Genomic DNA, 16,620 nt, shown 5'->3' with positions numbered 1-16,620 from the left:
CGCGATGCCCTTCCCCAAACAGACGGAGACCTGCACACCGTGACCATCATCGACAACGCCGTCTACGTGGACGGGGTCCGCACCGCGGAGCCCGAAAACCTGGAACAAACGTTTGAAACGCTTGGCAGCCACGGCGGAATGGCGTGGATCGGCCTGTACCGGCCCTCGAAAGCCGAGATGGCCGCCGTCGCCGAGGAGTTTGGCCTGCACGACCTGGCCGTCGAGGACGCCATCTCGGCCCATCAGCGGCCGAAGCTGGAGCGCTACGGAGCCAGCCTTTTCACCGTGCTGAGGCCGGCCCGGTACCGCGATGACACCGAAACCGTGGAATTCGGTGAGCTCCATATATTTGTCGGCACGAACTTCGTGGTGACGGTCCGGCATGCCGAGATGTCCGGCGTCGGGCAGGTACGCCGCCGCCTGGAGTCCCGGCCGGACCTCCTCCGCCACGGGCCCCCCGCGGTGCTTTACGCACTCCTGGACCAGGTGGTGGACGACTATGCCCCCGTGGTGGCCGGGCTGGAGAACGACATCGACGAGATCGAGGACCAGCTGTTCTCCGGGGACTCCGCGGTGTCCCGCCGTATCTATGAACTCGCGCGCGAGGTCATCCAGTTCCAGCGGGCCATCCATCCGTTGCCGGCCATGATGCAGGAGCTCAATCAGGGATTTGACGGCTTCGCTGCCGACGACGAGCTCCAGCACAATCTCCGGGACGTCGAGGACCACGCGGAACGGGTGATTTCGCGGGCCGATTCGTTCCGCGACATCCTGCAGAACGCGCTGACCCTGGACGGCACGCTGACGGCCAACCGGCAAAATGAGGCCAGCGCGCAGCAGAACGAGCAGGTAAAGAAGATCTCGTCCTGGGCGGCCATCTTCTTCGCCCCGTCCTTCGTGGCCGGTGTGTACGGCATGAACTTTGACCACATGCCTGAGCTGCACTGGGCCTACGGCTATCCCATGGCCATACTGCTGATGGCCGCCACAGCATCCCTGATGTATCTCATCTTCAAAAAGAAGGGCTGGCTCTAGTGGCCGGTTTTCAGCGTGGTCTGGTCATCACGCCCGGCTCGGAGCGGCAGCTGGGCGCGTGCGGGCTCTTCAGGCCTTCGCCATCCCAGCGGGACGTGCTGGCCCTGCCCACCGGTCCTCTGGCGGTCAAAGGGGCCGACCCGGACATCCTGTGGGTGGGATTCGCCGAGCTGTGCAGCGGGTCGAGGACGACGTCGGACTATCTTCTGCTAGCGGAGCGGTTCCCGGCCTGGGTGGTGGACGGCATACCCGCACCTTCTCCAGAGTCCGCGGCCGGCAAGGCTGACTGGCAGCGGTTCCAGGCTTTGCTCGACGTCCTCCACGGGCAGGACATCACCCCGTTCCTCATCCTGCCGGGACCGCTTGGCGGCCCCTTTGGTGAGCCGGAGGGCAGCGCTCCCGGGGAACTGGGCGCCGTCCTGTCGCGTATCGGAGAGCGGCTCTCCATGCTTCGCCGGATCGAGTCAGACGAGCAGTTGGCGGATGAGCAGTCCGGCGGCTGCTAGCACGGGCCGTAATCAGTCCGTCCCGGTCCGGCTGCGTCTGCTTACAATCGATTGACATCCACTACTGAGGGAAACATGAAGAAACTCACTACTGCCCTGCTCGCCGCCGGGTTCATCCTCTCCGCTTCCGCCTGCGCCGCACCGCAGCTCACCACGGCACAAACCTGCGACCGGATCCGGACGGTTGTCTCGAACCCCACGAACTCCGTGGGCAAGACCGGCATGACCCGCCTGGCCAACCAGATCCGTCCCATCGAGGCAGTGTCCTCGGACGAACTGCAGCCCGCGCTGCAGGCCATCCTGGAATACACGGACGAGTCCGCCAAGGAAACCCCTGACCAGGCGAAGCTCACCGAGCTGAAGGCCGGCTACGAGCAGGCCGGCAGCACCTACAGCAAGTTCTGCGGCGGCCAGTAGCCCGCATCTCTTCCACGCCTGGCGGCCACGGACAGGACACTCCTCCTGCCCGCGGCCGCCTTTTGCCTTGGCAGAACATAAAAGGCAGCTCCAAGCTTGGGAATACCTTGGGCGTGCGGCGTGAAACCCCTCATTATGGGGGTAGAAGCGAAGCCTGGCTCTCAGGTGGTTCCGGCGTTTCATAGCTTTCGCGCCGCAGACTGTTCGTGTCCCTGAAGCAGAAGGTAGCCGCGAACCGTCGCTTCAGAATGCCGGGTCCGGAACGCATTCCCCCCATGTACCCCGGACCCGGCGGACAATTACCTGGGGCGGACAATTACCTGAGGCGGACATTCACCCGAGCCGGACAATCACCCGACCCGGCCGGGAACTACGGGAGCTCACCGCCCCTGACGCCAAGCTGTGGCTGCCCGGATGAACGCTGACGAACTCTTGATCCGAACCTGCGACGACAGTGTCGGGTTCTTGAGCTGCGTCCCGGACCATTTTGTTGAGTATCGCAGGACAGCGTGGACAACTGGATGAGGTGGCTGCATGGCGGAGGACCCGGACGCGGGCCAGGACCTTCCGGTCCTGGACGACGGTGCGCTGCAGAACCTCACGGACGAAGCCGGGGAGGACGCTGCACAGAAGTTCATGGAGGAGTATCTGGTGATGCTTCCCGTGCGGGCGGCCAAGATCTTCAAGGGCCTGACCCGCGGCGATACGGAGACGACTCTGGAGGCCATCATCAGCCTGAGGGTCAGCTCCGGGATGGCCGGCGCGCAGCGCCTTCAGGCATACTGCGCCAGCCTGGAGAGCGCGCTGAAACACGGGCACAACCCGGACATGACGGCAGTGAAGGCCGTGCTGTTCGCCAACATCCGGCAGGTAGTCCGCGAAGCGTCCCGGCGCGGCCATCTGCCGCCCAAGTCGCACGGTTCTTCAGGCTCATGAGGTGCAGCCGCTGATTCTGCAACCAAAAACACCCCCCGCAGACCGGGGTGTAACCGTGGAGCTAAGGGGATTCGAACCCCTGACCTCTTCGATGCGAACGAAGCGCTCTACCAACTGAGCTATAACCCCGTGGCGCCGTTTTCCGAAGGAACTCCAACGCCGGTTTCCCTAGGCTACAAATTTTCTCGCCGGTTTGCCAACCAGGCCTCAAATGTTGTGTCTCCGTAACGTTGGTCCAGCGCCAGGTTCCGTCCTTCGCGCAGAAATCTGCCCGTCGATCCCGGCAGCGGCAGTTCGGTTACGAAGCCCCGGGCGCCGGTTATCCGCTTCCAGGTGCCGGCCAGCGATCGCATGCCCAGCATCTCCGGCCCTCCGACCGTCTGCAGCGTGTGGGAACCACCGGAGGGCGGTGCCAGCGCCGCTGCGAGCAGTGCCGACGCCACGTCGGCCGGCGAGATGGTCTGGAACCGGGCGCCCTTGATCACCGGGACAAGCCCAACGCGGGAACCCGCGGCGAAAATCCCCGCCAGCAGGCTGTGGAACTGCGTAGCCCGCACGGTGTGGGTCTCCAGCGGGGAACTCGCGTACGCGCGCTCCTTGTCCGCCTTTGACCGGTAATAGGAGAGAGTGCTCTGGTCACAGTTGACGATGGACAGCTGGACGGCGCGGGTAACGCCCGACGCCGCGGCTTCGCCGAGCAGCAGTGCACCGCCGGACGCATAGTGCTTCAGGGCTTTGCCGGTCCGTGCTTCAAGGCAATCGATCACGACGCCGGCACCCGCCAGCGCTTCCGGCACACCTTCTCCGGTGGTGACGTCCGCCCGGAAGTAGGCGGCGCCGTTGTAATACTCCCGGGCACCCGGAACCGGCGGGTTCCGGGTCAGAACGGCGACGCCGTGCCCCAGGTCAAGTGCCTGGCGCACCACCTCCCGGCCGGCTTCGCCGGTGCCGCCGGCAACGCAGATGCGGACCACTAGTGTGACGCCCGGTGCAGCACCGACTGCCGGTTAGGCGCGGCGGCGCTGCAGGACGTCATCAAGGTTGCTCAGCGCGCTCTGGGCCTTGGTCAGCGGCTTGGCGGGCGCGACGTTCGCGGAGGCAGCGGGCGGAGCGGCCGCCGGCCCCTGCTTGAGTGAGGGCTTGCCCACAGACTTGGGGGCTTCCGGCAGCGCCAGCGGCTCGGGTGCCGGGCGCTCGGCCTTGGCCGCTTCAACATAGGTCGGCTTGGGAACTTCCACAGGCTCCCAGCTGGAGTCGGGCGATGCGGTCTGGCCCTGTGCCGGGGCTGAGGCGCTTTCGTCGCCGGCCGCAAGGGCAACAGCCAGCGCCGCCTCGCGGAGTTCGACTGCCGTCAAGGGCTTGGGCTTCGGCGCCTCTGCCTCGGCATCGAAAAGTGTATTTTCCCGGGGCTTCGCAGGCTCGGGGGCGGGTGCCGCCTCAGCGGGACGCTCGGCAGCTGACTCCCGGCCGGCGGGTGGGCCCATGGCCGCCCTGAACGCGGCACTGACTTTCCTGCGGCGGTCGCGGACAGCCAGTCGCCGCAAAACCACGACGGCAACAGCGCCGGTCAGGAACGCCACGGCCGGAACCCAGGGGTTGCCGAGCCCAAACAGCCGAAGAACTCCGGCCACGATGGCAGTCAGGAAGGACAGCAACCCAACGAACGCGATGGCCGTCCGTCCGTAGCGGATCCGAAAGGCACCGGTCCCCTTGGCGGCAGGCCTGCTGCCGGACGGAGCCGGGGTGAGGCCTGTAGCTGGTTCGCTGCTCTTCCTGGTGTCCATGCGTTTCTCCTGCTGGGCGGCCATATACACGACCCCTCCGGCTTGCGGGTTTGCAGTTTCGGCGTCGACGCTGTCCAGCGTCAGGTCACCGGCAGCCTGGAACTGATGCCGGCCGTTGCGGAGCACGTAAGGGGCCACCCAAACGATCCAGAGCGCAACAGCAGCCACAAGGATGACTGAGCTGCTAAGGGGGAAGTCCACACACAAAACCGTATGAGGAATGTTCGGGCTCTTGTGGCATTCGTCTCGGTGTGTCGCGGCCCGGCTTCAAATCAATGGACTTATGCGTGGAACCCGGCCCTGACCAGCGGCTCTGTCCGTTGACGGTCAGGCAGGCCGGACCCGCAGCCAGCGGCTGAGAAGCCCTTCAGGAATTTCCTCCGAAGTCAGTGCGAAGGAGCGGTGGTCCGCCCATTCCCCGTTGATGTGCAGGAAGCGCGGGCGGTAGCCCTCGTCCCTGAAACCGAGCTTTTCCACCACGCGCAGGCTTGGGCCGTTTTCGGGCCGTATGTTGATTTCCATCCGGTGCAGGCCAAGGGTCCCGAAACAATGGTCCGTGGCCATCGCCACCGCCGTGGGGGCGATCCCGTGGCCGGCGCGGTTCTGGTCCACCCAGTAGCCGAGCGTCGCCATCATGGCGGATCCCCACACAATGGAGGAGACCGTCAACTGTCCCACGATGACCGGGTCACGGTGCCCGGGTGTCCACTCCGCGATCACAAAGGGCAGCGCCGTCGCCTGGGCCGCCTGGGTGTTCAGGGACCGGACCATCTGCCGGTAATCGGGCAGGGCCCCGCCCGGGATCGGGTTGGAGGCCTCCCAGGGCGCCAGCCAGTCGCTGTTGCGGGAACGGACCTCAGTCCATTCCTTTCGGTCCCGGTACCTGATAGGCCGCAGGACAAGGTCCCCGCATTCCAGCGTGACCGGCCAGATGTGGCTGACCCTCATGAAGGGCTATTCGGACAAACGGGCGGCAACCTGCGGAAGCCACTCACGCAAACCGGGTCCGAGATCGTCGCTGTCGATGGCGAGCTCCACGCAGGCCTTCAGGTAGCTGAGCTTGTCCCCGGTGTCGTAGCGGCGGCCGCGGAAGACCACACCGTATACGCCGCCGCCTTCGCCGTCCCTGCTGGCCAGCTCCTGCAGGGCGTCCGTCAGTTGGATCTCCCCGCCGCGGCCGGGTTCGGTCTTTTCCAGCACATCGAACACATCGGGGTGGAGCACGTAGCGGCCGATGACGGCCAGATTGGACGGCGCCTCGTCGACGTCCGGCTTCTCCACCAGCTTGTTGATCTTGACGAAGCCTTCGCCCTCAAGTTCGGAGATGTCAGCGCAGCCATAGGCACTGATCTGGGACGGCTCCACCTCGATGAGGGCCACCACCGAACCGCCGGTCTTGGCCTGCACGTCGATCATGACGCTGAGCAGTTCGTCACGGGCATCGATGAGGTCGTCACCGAGGAGAACGGCGAACGGCTCGTAGCCCACGTGCTGGCGCGCACGCAGCACCGCGTGGCCCAGGCCCTTGGGGTCACCCTGGCGGACGTAGTGGATGTCGCCCAGGTTGCTCGCTGCCTGGATCGATTCCAGCTTTGCTGTGTCGCCCTTGGCCTCCAGCGTCGCCTCGAGGGCCGGGACGCGGTCGAAGTGGTCCTCGAGCGCACGCTTGTTGCGTCCGGTGATCATCAGGACGTCGCTCAGGCCCACGTTGACGGCCTCCTCGACGACGTACTGGATGGCCGGCTTGTCAACCACCGGCAGCATCTCCTTGGGCATGGCCTTGGTGGCAGGCAGGAACCTGGTGCCGAGCCCAGCAGCGGGGATTACGGCCTTGCGGACTGAACAATTAGTGGTAGTCACTGGTCTAATCTATCCGAGGGAACATTCATACGGTAAATGCTTCCGGCAGCGGCCCGGCCGCCTGCCGCCGCGACAAAGGATGACATCCATGCCAACAGGGACCATGCCGTCGAAGGACGTGATCCGTTCGCAGCACCGGCAGATCCGAGCCACGATGACAGCAACAGACCTCGCAAAGGCCGGCGACGGCATAGCCACCCATGGCCTTCCCTGGGCCGAGGCCATCGCCGCGGGCAAGCAGGCCATCTTCACCGCCTACCTCGGCGTCGATTACGAACCGCCAACCCTTCCCCTGCTGCATGCCTTGCATGAGGCGGGCCACAGCATCCTGCTCCCGGTCTGCGAACCGGACCGGGAGCTCAGCTGGGTGTTCTGGACCCCGGACAGCGAGTTCGTCCGCAGCAGGTATGCGCCCATTCAGGAACCGGCCGGTGAGCGCCACGGCTTGGACACGGTGCGGACTGCCGCCGGAATGTTCATGCCGGCAACGGCGGTGGACCGCAGCGGCAACAGGATCGGACAGGGCGGCGGCTATTACGACAAGTTCCTGGCCGCAGCCAATGCCGGCGGGCTGCACCTTCCGAAGGCTGCCATCATCTACGACTCCGAACTTCTGCCCGCCCAGACCATTCCTGCGGAAGACTTCGACCGCCCCGTCGAAGCAGTGCTCATGCCCTCCGGTCTGGTAGCCTTCGCGTGACCTCGCCCGGGCGGGGTGCTAGAATTGGCACTCAGGCCCTGCGACTGCTAATGGAGTCATTTCCGCCGCGGTGATCCGTCAAGGAGAAACCGGGAAATGAAGCCAGGCAGCACGGGACCTGTCGTTTGTCCAAGAGGAGGATCTACAGTGCCCACGTATGCCTATGCCTGCAAGGATTGCAGCCATGCCTTCGACATCGTGCAGTCTTTCACCGACAGCACTCTGACGTCCTGCCCCGAGTGCCAGGGCACGCTGCGCAAGAAGTTCAACAGCGTCGGCGTTGTCTTCAAGGGCTCGGGCTTCTACCGGACTGATTCGCGCGATTCCAAGGGAAGCACCGTTTCGCCCACCCCCGCTGCGTCAACGCCGGCCGCCCCTGCGGCTTCCTCATCCGCTGCCTCATCCGCTGCCCCGGCAGCTGCAGCCGCGAGCTAAACGAGTTTCCGCGGCACCTGCCGCCATTAAGCTCCGAGAGTCCGGCCGGGTTTACCCCGGCTGGACTCTTTTGCTTCCGCGGGCACTCCCGGGGGTTCAACGGTCCGTTCGCACTGGGGCTGGGCAGGACGACGGCGGCGGCCGGCTTGGGGGCTCGAGTCTCTGTTTGCGCGTGCGGGCAATCTTCCGGTGACTGGGCGGCTTTTCCACATACGGCTGACCGTACCTGTTGTGCGCCACGGAACGGCCCGTAGCGTGGCGGCATGCCAGCTACCGGAATCTTCCCCGCAAGGGCATCGCGCCCGGCCGTTCGTCCTGCGCGCCGCAGCACACTTCCCGGTTCCGCCGCCCGTCCCCGCCCGCGCGGAAGGCGCCTCGCCCGGTGGCTGAACCGCAACCGGCGCCTTGCCGTGGCACTCCTCCTCTGCGCGGCCGCCGGGATCGCCGTCCACCAGCTCACTCCTACCCCCGCCCGGACCGTGGGCGTCCTGGCCGCTGCCCGTGACCTTCCGGCCGGAGCCAACCTCGGCGGGAGTGATCTCACGACCGTCAGCGTCCCGCCGGCCATGGTCCCGGAGGGCACCTTTGCCGACAGCACCGGGCTAACCGGCAAGCAACTGGCAGCGCCGCTTCGCCAAGGGCAGCTCCTCACGGATGCGCAACTGGTGGGGCCAGGCCTGCTGACGGGAGCGCCGCCGGGGTCCGCCGCGGTGCCCCTCCGGATGGCAGACCCGTCCTCCATCCAGCTGGTGTCCCCCGGCCAGCTCGTGAACGTGGTCCTGACAGGCGGCAACGGCTATGAGCAGGCATCAGCCTCGAAAGTACTCGCCCAATCAGTGCCCGTCCTGTGGACCTCTGGCCAGGAAGGCCAAAGCGGCCAGTGGCTTGCTGCCGGGGATTCGGGCGGGCTGTTGGTGGTGGCAGCCACCCCCGCGCAGGCCAGCGCGCTGGCGGGCGCGTCAACCCAGGGAAAGCTGTTTTTCGTGCTGGTGGGATCCGGTGCCGGGTGAGCCTGTCCGCGCCGATGTTCAGCCGGTTTGCCGGATTTCTCAGCCCCAGTGCGGGGGCTTCTGCTCCTTCAGCCAAGCGTCATGGTCGTTGCCGGATTCTGCGTCCCCCCAGGAGCGGGGATCGTCTTCGGCCGCCCTGGTGGGGACCACGCCCGCTCGCTGCTGCCCGCCGCCAGTGGCACGGCGGCCTTTTGCGGGCTTCGCCGGTGCCGCCGGCTGCTCGTCTTTGGGTTGGGCAGCGTCTTCGCGCCCGGCCCCGTCTTCGGGCCCGGTCCGGTCTTTGCCTTCGGTCCCGCCGTCGGAGGTCACAGCGGGCCGTCCTTCCATTCCGTGGCCAGCCTGTCCTGGCTGGCTTCCGAACGGAAGCCTACTCCGGCGCCGGCTGCGTCGTAATCAGCAGGGCCGTGGTCCGCGGGGGCAACCTTGTCCCGATGAGCCTTTGCCTGACCCACGTCCTGCTGATCAGTGTCCGTCTCATCCGAACCAGTCTGGTCCGAACCAGTCTGGTCCGGACCCGACGGGACCGAACCCGACGGGACCGCGTGCTCCGAAGCCGTTTCCGCTGCGTTCCGGCCGGGGGCGTCCCAGCCAATCATGGCCGCAGCGCCACCGTTCGGGCCGTCACCATTCGAGTCGTCACCATTCGGGTCGTTGCCGTTCGCGTCGTCGCCGAAAGGATCATCCACGTTCCCGTATCCGGTTTCCTCCCCCGGCTCAGAGTCAAAATCGCCCACGGCGAAGGTGCTGACATCGTCATCCAGGAAGAATCCCTGCGCACCCACAGAGCGCGCGGGAAGGGCAGGCTTCTCCAGCCCGAGGTACCCACCGATCCTGTCGGCGCAGGCCGAGGGATCGGTGAAGACCTCGATGGTCCACAGCGGCATGTACCGCCAGCCGAGCCGCTCCAGCAGCTGGGGGCGCAGCCGGCTGCGTTCCCGAACAGTCATCTGGCGGTACTGCTCGGTGCCGTCCGATTCAATGGCTACCGGCCGTGGAATGTCGGCCTCATCCTGGCCCATGGTGCTGAGCGGATCGGCTGCGGCCACCACGTCGATGGCACCGTCGTACTGGTGCCAGACGCGGGCACCGCGGGCACGCAGCCGGTCACCGAGGTCGGCCACCAGCGGATCGGCTCCAAGTGCCTGTTCGCTTGCAGCTGCCCGGGACGCAGGTGTCCCCAGGTCGGTGTTTCCGGAGATTTCCCGGTCGAGGAGTTCGAAAAGATCGACTGCGCCGTGGGCCAGCCGCGTCCGGTCGAGGTCCTCCGGCTTGAAGCACGTCAGCACATGCAGCGACTGCCGCGCCCGGGTCATGGCCAGGGCAAACTTGGCCCGGCCGCCCTCGGCGGACAGCGGACCGAAGCTGTGCAGGGCGCGGCCGTGCGGCGTCCGCCCGTAGCCCGGCGAGAAGATCACACGGTCGCGGACCAGCCCCTGGGCACGCTCCAGGTCCACCACCCGGAAGGATTCATCAGCTGCCGTGAAGAATCCGGACAGCGACGGATGGTTGGGCAGCTGCAACCGGATGGACTCGCCGATGCGGGCTGCGTGCCGGAGGCTGGCAGTCACCACCGCCAGCGAGGTCCGGGGCCGGAGCCGCGCGTGCTCGAACACGAGTTCAACCACCCGGTTCACCTCGGCCACCACCGATTCGACGCCCTCATGGTCGGCGCTGGGCAGGCCGGTGCCGTCGGGCAGGTACTCCACCGTCAGCGCACGGTCCAGTCCGGTGGCCGACTGGCCCTCGGGGAGGCGGCGGAGGCCGCCGTCGTAAAAGTTCTTGCTCAGCTGCAGCACCAGGTCCTCGTCCACCGCGCGGTAGACAGAGCGCAGCGGCGCCGTCGGCAGCACCGCAGAAAGTGCCGTGAACGCGCTTTCGACGCTCTGGTGCGACTGCTCGCCGGCAGCGAGCCGCTCCACCGCAACGGTAAAGGTGCGCGGGCTGGCGATCTTGTCGTCGCCAAAGGCGATCACCTGCCGGGCACGGGCGACGGCGGGGAGGACCGCCTGCAGCGACGTCGCCTCCGCGTCGAGGATCACCACGGCGTCGAACTTTTGCTCGGCGGGCAGGAGCCCGGTCATGAGGTAGGGGCTGACGGACCAGACTGGCACCAGCATGGGAACCAGCCCGGGTGCCTGTGCCGTCAGCGCAGCCAGCGTGACCCGCCCGTCCTTGAGCAGGCTCCGGAGCAGGTCGGCCTGGCGGGCATGCTCCGCGATGCCGGCACGCCAGCGTTCGGCCAGCTTCCACCGCAGCCGGCCTGCGCCGCTGGCGATGTGGGCGTTGTCGGCGAGCCGGTACTCCGCCTCAAGCTGGCGCAGCGCGTCGCCGTCGGACATGGCCAGGTAGTCGTCGCCGCTGATCATCGCTTCGAGCGCCGACTGCCACCAGGCGAGGTCGAGTTCGGCAGCAACGGACCCGGCACCGACCTCGCGTTCCGAGAGGTCTGCCAGCAGCTCCCCCAGCCCGTGCTCGCGCATGTTCTCGATGAGCAGCGTGCGCTCGGGCAGGGTCTGCAGGGTCTGCGTGTCCGCGACCAGCCGTTCCAGACGCTCCATCAGCTCCGGGTACGGAATGTTTTCCAGCGAGCCGCCGGCGGCCGTATGCCGCAGTGCCTCGCCCAGCATCTTCATCTCGCGGGTCAGTCCGCGGTGCATGATGCTGATCTCGGCCAGGCCGGAGGGGACGGCCGGGTGCCGCTGCGTGGTGGCGTAGCCTGCCCACTGGGCACGCTGTTCCTGCACCAGCACCAGCGAACTGTGAAGGTCTGCAATGTGCACACCGGGACGGACGTACTCCTTTGCCACCCGGCGGAGGCGGGACCGCTGCATCGAGGCCATGTCGATCCCGCGCTCCCTGCGCCAGGAGGACGACGCCGTCGCGGAAATCAGGTCGGTCACCGGCCGGTCAAAGATATCTGGGGTGAACTTGTCCAGGCTTTCGCGGACGGCCACCAGAAGCTTGAGCTGGGAGCCCCATTCGGCGAACGTGGTGCCCAGCCGGATTTCGGCGTGGCCGGCCACATCCTTCATCCGTTCCTGCAGCAGCGGCAGCTTCTTCGCCACCGCACGCGCCAACTCCTGGGCTTCCTCGGTTTCCTTGCGCGTCACCAGCCGGGCCCCGTGCCAGGGGCTGGTGGTGGATGCCCTGCTGAACGCCCCGAGTTCGGCGGCACGCTTCAGCCGGCCGGCCAGCTCCTCGCGGTCCCGGATGCTGTCCAGGACGCTGCGCTTCAGGCGTACGGTGGTGGCCGGGGCAGGCTGGATGGACGTCAGCTCCGCGAGCGACTGCATGGCCTGGTACGGCGAGCAGCCCCAGCGCTGCCGAACGTTGTGCAGCGACGCGACGTGGTCCACGAGCGCGTGGCGGTGCTCCGTGAGGGTCTTGTGCAGGCTGCCGAGCTGCGGCTCCTGGGCCTTCTCGTTGCGCACGATGGCGCGCACCAGCTGTCCTTTGAGCTGCTGCGGCGCGGCGTTTCCGGACAGCTGGAAAAGGATGGAGTCCAGGCCCAGGTTTTCAAGGCGTCCGGCCACTTCGTTGAGGCTGGCCCGCCGGTCCCCCACCACCAGGACGGTCTTCCCTTCGTCCACGAGGGCACCGATGGTGTTGATGGCCGTCTGCGTCTGGCCGGTGCCGGGCGGGCTGCTCACCACCAGGGAGTCGCCTGCACGAACGGCGTCGATCACATACTGCTGGTCGGCGTCGGCGTCGAGGAGGAGCAGTTCTTCGGCAGGGTCCCGCTCGTCCACGCTGGGGAAGCGTCCGGGCTCGAGGGCGGGTACCTCCTCGACGTCACCCGCCGCAGCCTTGGCCAGCGAGGCCACCAGCGTGTTCTGCCCGTTGATCCACGGATCGTCGAGGTTCCCCGACAGGTCGGCGAAGGTCGATACCAGAAGGTTGTGCTCCACTTCGGCGCCGTGGATCGGTTTGACCAGGGTGCTGATCCGGTCCAGCACGGGCAGCGGGTCGAACCGCGCGGTGCTGTACGCCATCCGGGTCACGGCGTTGACGTCGAACACGATCCCGTGGATGGTCTTGAGGTGGCGGATAAGGGCGGGGTTGATGCGCGCTTGCTCCGTGAGCTGGAGTTCGTAGTCGTCTTCGCCGGGCCGGATGGTGAGCGACATGGCGGTCAGCATCACCGGTGCCGAGACGCGCTGCGGCTTGCCGCCGACGGCGGAGGTCCACACCACGGTGCCGGCCGAAAAGTACCCGGCCTCGATGCCGCGGTCATTGGCCAGTTCGAAAATCTTCGAGCGCAGGTTCCGGCAGGCCCGGGCGGCGACGACGTACTGCTGCTGGTCGCGGATCAGCGTGGAGAGCCGCGTCCGCCGCCCGGCCATCAGCTGCGCCAGGCCCGAAGGGTGCGCGTGCGTGAGGTCGATGGATCCCTCGGGCGTCTTGGTGAAGCGCAGCATGGTGTCTGCCCCTGTAACGGGCTTGAGCCCGGACAGCCACTTCCTGAGCTCCTCCGAACCCTCGGAGTCGACCTGACCTACTGACACTACTGCCTTCTTTTCTGCGCTTGCGCGTGATGACGCCTTGGACCATACGGGCATAGTTTCGAGCGTAGCCGGAATCCGCCGCGGTTGAGAGACCGCAACACTGGGTCGGCCTAAGTTGCGGCGCATTTCGCACCGTTGCCCGCCAGGCCGGATGTGATGGCAGGAAATGCAAAATGGCCGGCCTCCCTGCGGAGGCCGGCCATTTTTACAACGCTATTCCCACTCGATGGTTCCCGGCGGCTTGCTGGTGACGTCGAGCACCACACGGTTGACGCCGTCCACCTCGTTGGTGATCCGGTTGGAGATCCGGGCCAGCAGGTCGTAGGGAAGACGTGACCAGTCGGCCGTCATGGCGTCCTCGGAGGAGACGGGGCGCAGCACGATCGGGTGGCCATAGGTGCGGCCGTCGCCCTGGACGCCGACGCTGCGGACGTCCGCGAGCAGCACCACGGGCATCTGCCAGACGTCGTTGTCGAGTCCGGCGGCGGTCAGTTCGGCGCGGGCGATGGCATCGGCCTTGCGCAGCAGGTCAAGCCGTTCCTTGGTGACTTCGCCGACGATGCGGATTCCCAGGCCGGGGCCGGGGAACGGCTGACGGCCGACGATCTCCTGGGGCAGGCCGAGCTGGGCGCCCACGGCACGCACCTCGTCCTTGAAAAGGGCACGCAGGGGCTCGACGAGCTCGAACTCCAGGTCCTCCGGCAGGCCGCCCACGTTGTGGTGGCTCTTGATGTTCGCTGCGCCCTCGCCGCCGCCGGATTCGACGACGTCCGGGTACAGGGTGCCCTGCACGAGGAACTTGATCTTTTCGCCGTGCGCGGCGGCGTCGGCGATGATGGCGCGCTCGGCCTCTTCGAAGGCCCGGATGAATTCGCGGCCGATGATCTTGCGCTTGGTTTCGGGATCGCTGACGCCGGCCAGCGCCGCCTGGAAGCGTTCCTGCTCGTTGGCCACGTAGAGGTTCACGCCGGTGGCGGCAACGAAGTCGCGCTCCACCTGCTCGGCCTCGCCTTCGCGCAGCAAACCGTGGTCAACGAAGACGCAGGTCAGCTGGTCGCCGACGGCACGCTGGACGAGGGCTGCCGCAACGGCCGAGTCCACGCCGCCGGAGAGGCCGCAGATGACCCGGGCATCGCCGATCTGCTGGCGGATGCGTTCCACCTGCTCCTCGAGGATGTTGCCCGTGGTCCAGTTCTGCTCCAGCTTGGCGCCCTTGAACAGGAAGTTTTCCAACACCTGCTGGCCGTAGGCGGAGTGCTTCACCTCGGGGTGCCACTGCACGCCGTACAGGCACTTCTCCTCGTTGGCGAACGCGGCAACCTCAGCGCCCGCCGTGGTGGCCAGCACCTCGAAGCCCTCGGGAGCCTCGTGTACGGAGTCGCCGTGGCTCATCCAGGTGTTCTGGTGCTGGGGCATGCCCTCGAGGACGGAGCGGCCTTCGCCGAGGATCGTGGTCTGGGTGGAGCCGTACTCCCGCAGGCCGGTCTTGTCCACCTTGCCGCCGAGGGCGTTGGCCATCGCCTGGAAGCCGTAGCAGATGCCGAAGACCGGGACGCCGGCCTCGAACAGGTCGGCGCCGACGCTCGGCGCGCCGTCGGCGTAGACGCTGGCGGGTCCGCCGGAGAGGATGATGGCGGCAGGGTTCTTGGCCAGGAGCTGCTCAGTGCTGTAGGTATGCGGAACCACTTCCGAATACACATTCGCTTCCCGGACGCGGCGGGCAATCAGCTGCGCGTACTGGGCACCGTAGTCAACAACCAGCACCGGCTTCTGGGAAGTCTGGGATGCAGTGGGAGTAGTCACCGTACTAGCCTACTTGGCGGGCTTGCCCCGACGCATCTTGAACGGGCCCGCTGTGATGCACGGAACGCAAATCAGTAGCGGCTGGCGGCCTGCGGGTTGGCAGCGAGCTCGGCCTCCACCTCGGCGTGGAACTTCTTCTCCACTATGAAGGACAGGAACGGGACCACACCGCCGAGCGCCAGCAGGATCATCTTGGCGAACGGCCAGCGCATCAGGGTCCACAGCCGGAAGTTGGACATCAGGTACACCACGTACATCCAGCCGTGGACGATGAGCACGGTGACGGACACGTTGAACCCGCCAAGGACGCCCTTCGGTTCCGCCTGGGTGAACCCGAAGCCGAACGGCTGGCCGGTCAGGGCGTCCGTTCCGCCGGCGAAGAGGTACTGGCCGAAGCCGTAGCGGGCCACCAGCTCCGCGCACAGCAGCAGCAGCATGGCACCGGTGAGGTAGGCCATGACCTTGTAGAACTTCAGGGCGGAGCGGATCTGCGCCTCCGTGCCGCCAAAGCGGCGCTTCTTCGCCGCCCCGGTCGGGTTGGAGGGCTGGATGGCCGGCTTGGGTTCGATCATGGCTGTACCTTTTGTTGGATCTCGTTGGGTTGGGTCGGTTCTGATCCGCCGTGTGCGTGGTCGCCGTCGTCGTCTTCGGCGTCCTCGAGGCTCCTGCGGTAGTCGTCCTTGACCAGCCGCCACCAGATGAACAGGGCGAAGCCGGCGAAAACAATCCACTCCACGGAGTAGAACAGGTTGAGCCAGTTGACCTTCGCGGCCGGCGGCTGCGCGGCAATGCCGAGCGGCTCCAGGCCGCTGCCGGCGGCAGCACCGACGTCGGCCGTTCCTGACTTTTCCGCCGTGGCGGAAACGAACGCCGGGTAACTGCTGACGTTCCAGGCGTTGATGAGTTCGGCCACCGAGACGGCGGTCGCCTGTCCGGGTGCGGGCGCCGTGTTGGGCACCGGCGCCTCGGACGGCAGCAGCCGTCCGGTCAGCCGGATAATGCCCGACGGCGGGGCGCCGGCGTCGGCGGGATCGGCGATCCAGCCGCGGGCCACCGGTATGTAGGTTTTCGGTGAGGCTGCCGCGCCTTTGAGCACCGGGGCGTCGGCCACGGCAAAGGCCGTGACCACCCAGTATCCGGTCTTGCCGTCCTTGAGCCGGTTCGGCACCAGGACCTGTTTGGCCGGATCATAGGTGCCGGACGCCGTGACCATCTGGTCCGCCGCCGAACCCCGGAAGAAGTCGCCAGGCTGCAGGGTTTTCGTCAGGGCCTGGACCTGTTCGGTGGCGGGGTTGACCGGCACTTCAGGCTGCGTGGAACGGCCGAACTGCCATTGGCTCAGGAGCACAAAGACACCCGAAACGGCGATCGCAAAGACCAGGCCTGCGATCCACCGGGGCTGGAGGGCTGTTTTCCACACCCCTTAACGTTACTTCGTCCGCGTGTAGAACAACGAAACGCCTGCCCAAGGGCGGGCCTGCCCCCAGAGTGGGGCAGCCGGGTCCCTGCGTGGCGACGAAGTCGACACGAAAGGGCCTGCCCCCAGAGTGGGGCAGCCGGGTCCCTGCGTGGCGACGAAGTCGACACGAAAGGGCCTGCCCCCAGAGTGGGGCAGCCGGGTCCCTGCGC

Annotated in this window: 16 protein-coding genes and 1 tRNA gene; 7 read left to right on the top strand and 10 right to left on the bottom strand. The window is 66.9% G+C overall.

What is annotated here, in order from left to right; translation table 11 throughout:
* Nucleotides 1-39 precede the first annotated feature (39 nt).
* The 4 genes from corA (at nucleotide 40) to ACFTSA_RS03255 (ending at nucleotide 2,894) form a co-directional block, all read left to right on the top strand.
* Nucleotides 40-1,035 carry a magnesium/cobalt transporter CorA gene (corA, locus tag ACFTSA_RS03270; protein ID WP_377949580.1) on the top strand — a complete coding sequence of 332 codons (996 nt, stop codon included), beginning with the start codon at nucleotides 40-42 and terminating at the stop codon, nucleotides 1,033-1,035.
* On the top strand, nucleotides 1,035-1,541 hold the full coding sequence (gene zapE, locus ACFTSA_RS03265) for an AFG1/ZapE family ATPase (protein WP_377949579.1): 507 nt from the start codon (nucleotides 1,035-1,037) through the stop codon (nucleotides 1,539-1,541). The genes corA and zapE overlap by 1 nt, the downstream gene beginning before the upstream one ends.
* 75 nt (nucleotides 1,542-1,616) lie before the next feature.
* Nucleotides 1,617-1,958 carry a hypothetical protein gene (locus ACFTSA_RS03260; protein ID WP_377949577.1) on the top strand — a complete coding sequence of 114 codons (342 nt, stop codon included), beginning with the start codon at nucleotides 1,617-1,619 and terminating at the stop codon, nucleotides 1,956-1,958.
* A 534-nt stretch (nucleotides 1,959-2,492) separates the two neighbouring features.
* Nucleotides 2,493-2,894 (top strand): hypothetical protein, encoded by a 402-nt coding sequence (locus ACFTSA_RS03255; RefSeq protein WP_377949576.1) that lies wholly within the window; start codon nucleotides 2,493-2,495, stop codon nucleotides 2,892-2,894.
* Between the two features lie 56 nt (nucleotides 2,895-2,950).
* Here the strand turns inward: ACFTSA_RS03255 and ACFTSA_RS03250 are convergent.
* From ACFTSA_RS03250 to galU, 5 genes are all read right to left on the bottom strand, one after another.
* Nucleotides 2,951-3,023 (bottom strand) — tRNA-Ala (locus tag ACFTSA_RS03250).
* A gap of 44 nt (nucleotides 3,024-3,067) precedes the next feature.
* The gene (locus tag ACFTSA_RS03245) at nucleotides 3,068-3,868 is read right to left on the bottom strand and encodes an SDR family oxidoreductase (RefSeq protein WP_377949575.1); all 801 of its coding nucleotides are present in this window, start codon (nucleotides 3,866-3,868) and stop codon (nucleotides 3,068-3,070) included.
* Between the two features lie 33 nt (nucleotides 3,869-3,901).
* Complete coding sequence (locus ACFTSA_RS03240) at nucleotides 3,902-4,879, bottom strand: hypothetical protein (protein WP_377949574.1); 978 nt, start codon at nucleotides 4,877-4,879, stop codon at nucleotides 3,902-3,904.
* Nucleotides 4,880-5,005: 126 nt separating this feature from the next.
* On the bottom strand, nucleotides 5,006-5,626 hold the full coding sequence (locus ACFTSA_RS03235; RefSeq protein ID WP_377949573.1) for a GNAT family N-acetyltransferase: 621 nt from the start codon (nucleotides 5,624-5,626) through the stop codon (nucleotides 5,006-5,008).
* A 6-nt stretch (nucleotides 5,627-5,632) separates the two neighbouring features.
* A complete protein-coding gene (gene galU, locus ACFTSA_RS03230; protein WP_377949571.1) occupies nucleotides 5,633-6,538 on the bottom strand; it encodes a UTP--glucose-1-phosphate uridylyltransferase GalU in 906 nt (301 codons plus the stop codon).
* A gap of 88 nt (nucleotides 6,539-6,626) precedes the next feature.
* On the opposite strand from galU, the gene ACFTSA_RS03225 reads away from it, so the two are divergent.
* The 3 genes from ACFTSA_RS03225 (at nucleotide 6,627) to cpaB (ending at nucleotide 8,683) form a co-directional block, all read left to right on the top strand.
* Entirely contained in the window at nucleotides 6,627-7,238 is a 612-nt protein-coding gene (locus tag ACFTSA_RS03225; protein ID WP_377949570.1) for a 5-formyltetrahydrofolate cyclo-ligase, read from the top strand.
* Between the two features lie 147 nt (nucleotides 7,239-7,385).
* The gene (locus tag ACFTSA_RS03220) at nucleotides 7,386-7,673 is read left to right on the top strand and encodes an FmdB family zinc ribbon protein (protein WP_377949569.1); all 288 of its coding nucleotides are present in this window, start codon (nucleotides 7,386-7,388) and stop codon (nucleotides 7,671-7,673) included.
* Between the two features lie 263 nt (nucleotides 7,674-7,936).
* On the top strand, nucleotides 7,937-8,683 hold the full coding sequence (gene cpaB / locus ACFTSA_RS03215; protein ID WP_377949568.1) for a Flp pilus assembly protein CpaB: 747 nt from the start codon (nucleotides 7,937-7,939) through the stop codon (nucleotides 8,681-8,683).
* 39 nt (nucleotides 8,684-8,722) lie between these two features.
* On the opposite strand, the gene ACFTSA_RS03210 is transcribed toward cpaB, so the two are convergent.
* From ACFTSA_RS03210 to ACFTSA_RS03190, 5 genes are all read right to left on the bottom strand, one after another.
* The gene (locus ACFTSA_RS03210; protein WP_377949567.1) at nucleotides 8,723-8,992 is read right to left on the bottom strand and encodes a hypothetical protein; all 270 of its coding nucleotides are present in this window, start codon (nucleotides 8,990-8,992) and stop codon (nucleotides 8,723-8,725) included.
* Nucleotides 8,989-13,242, bottom strand: coding sequence for an AAA family ATPase (locus tag ACFTSA_RS03205; protein ID WP_377949566.1), 4,254 nt, complete (start codon nucleotides 13,240-13,242; stop codon nucleotides 8,989-8,991). Before ACFTSA_RS03205 ends, ACFTSA_RS03210 begins: the two co-directional genes overlap by 4 nt.
* Nucleotides 13,243-13,401: 159 nt before the next feature.
* Nucleotides 13,402-14,991 carry a glutamine-hydrolyzing GMP synthase gene (guaA, locus tag ACFTSA_RS03200; protein ID WP_377949565.1) on the bottom strand — a complete coding sequence of 530 codons (1,590 nt, stop codon included), beginning with the start codon at nucleotides 14,989-14,991 and terminating at the stop codon, nucleotides 13,402-13,404.
* A 71-nt stretch (nucleotides 14,992-15,062) separates the two neighbouring features.
* Nucleotides 15,063-15,563, bottom strand: coding sequence for a DUF3817 domain-containing protein (locus ACFTSA_RS03195; RefSeq protein ID WP_377949564.1), 501 nt, complete (start codon nucleotides 15,561-15,563; stop codon nucleotides 15,063-15,065).
* Nucleotides 15,560-16,411 carry an SURF1 family protein gene (locus ACFTSA_RS03190; protein WP_377949563.1) on the bottom strand — a complete coding sequence of 284 codons (852 nt, stop codon included), beginning with the start codon at nucleotides 16,409-16,411 and terminating at the stop codon, nucleotides 15,560-15,562. Before ACFTSA_RS03190 ends, ACFTSA_RS03195 begins: the two co-directional genes overlap by 4 nt.
* Between the last annotated feature and the right edge of the window lie 209 nt (nucleotides 16,412-16,620).

Origin of the sequence: Arthrobacter sp. NPDC057013 (assembly GCF_042674585.1) — a bacterium.
GTDB lineage: Bacteria > Actinomycetota > Actinomycetes > Actinomycetales > Micrococcaceae > Arthrobacter.
The sequence above is the reverse complement of the archived record's forward strand: the minus strand, read 5'-3'. Positions and strand labels throughout refer to the sequence as shown.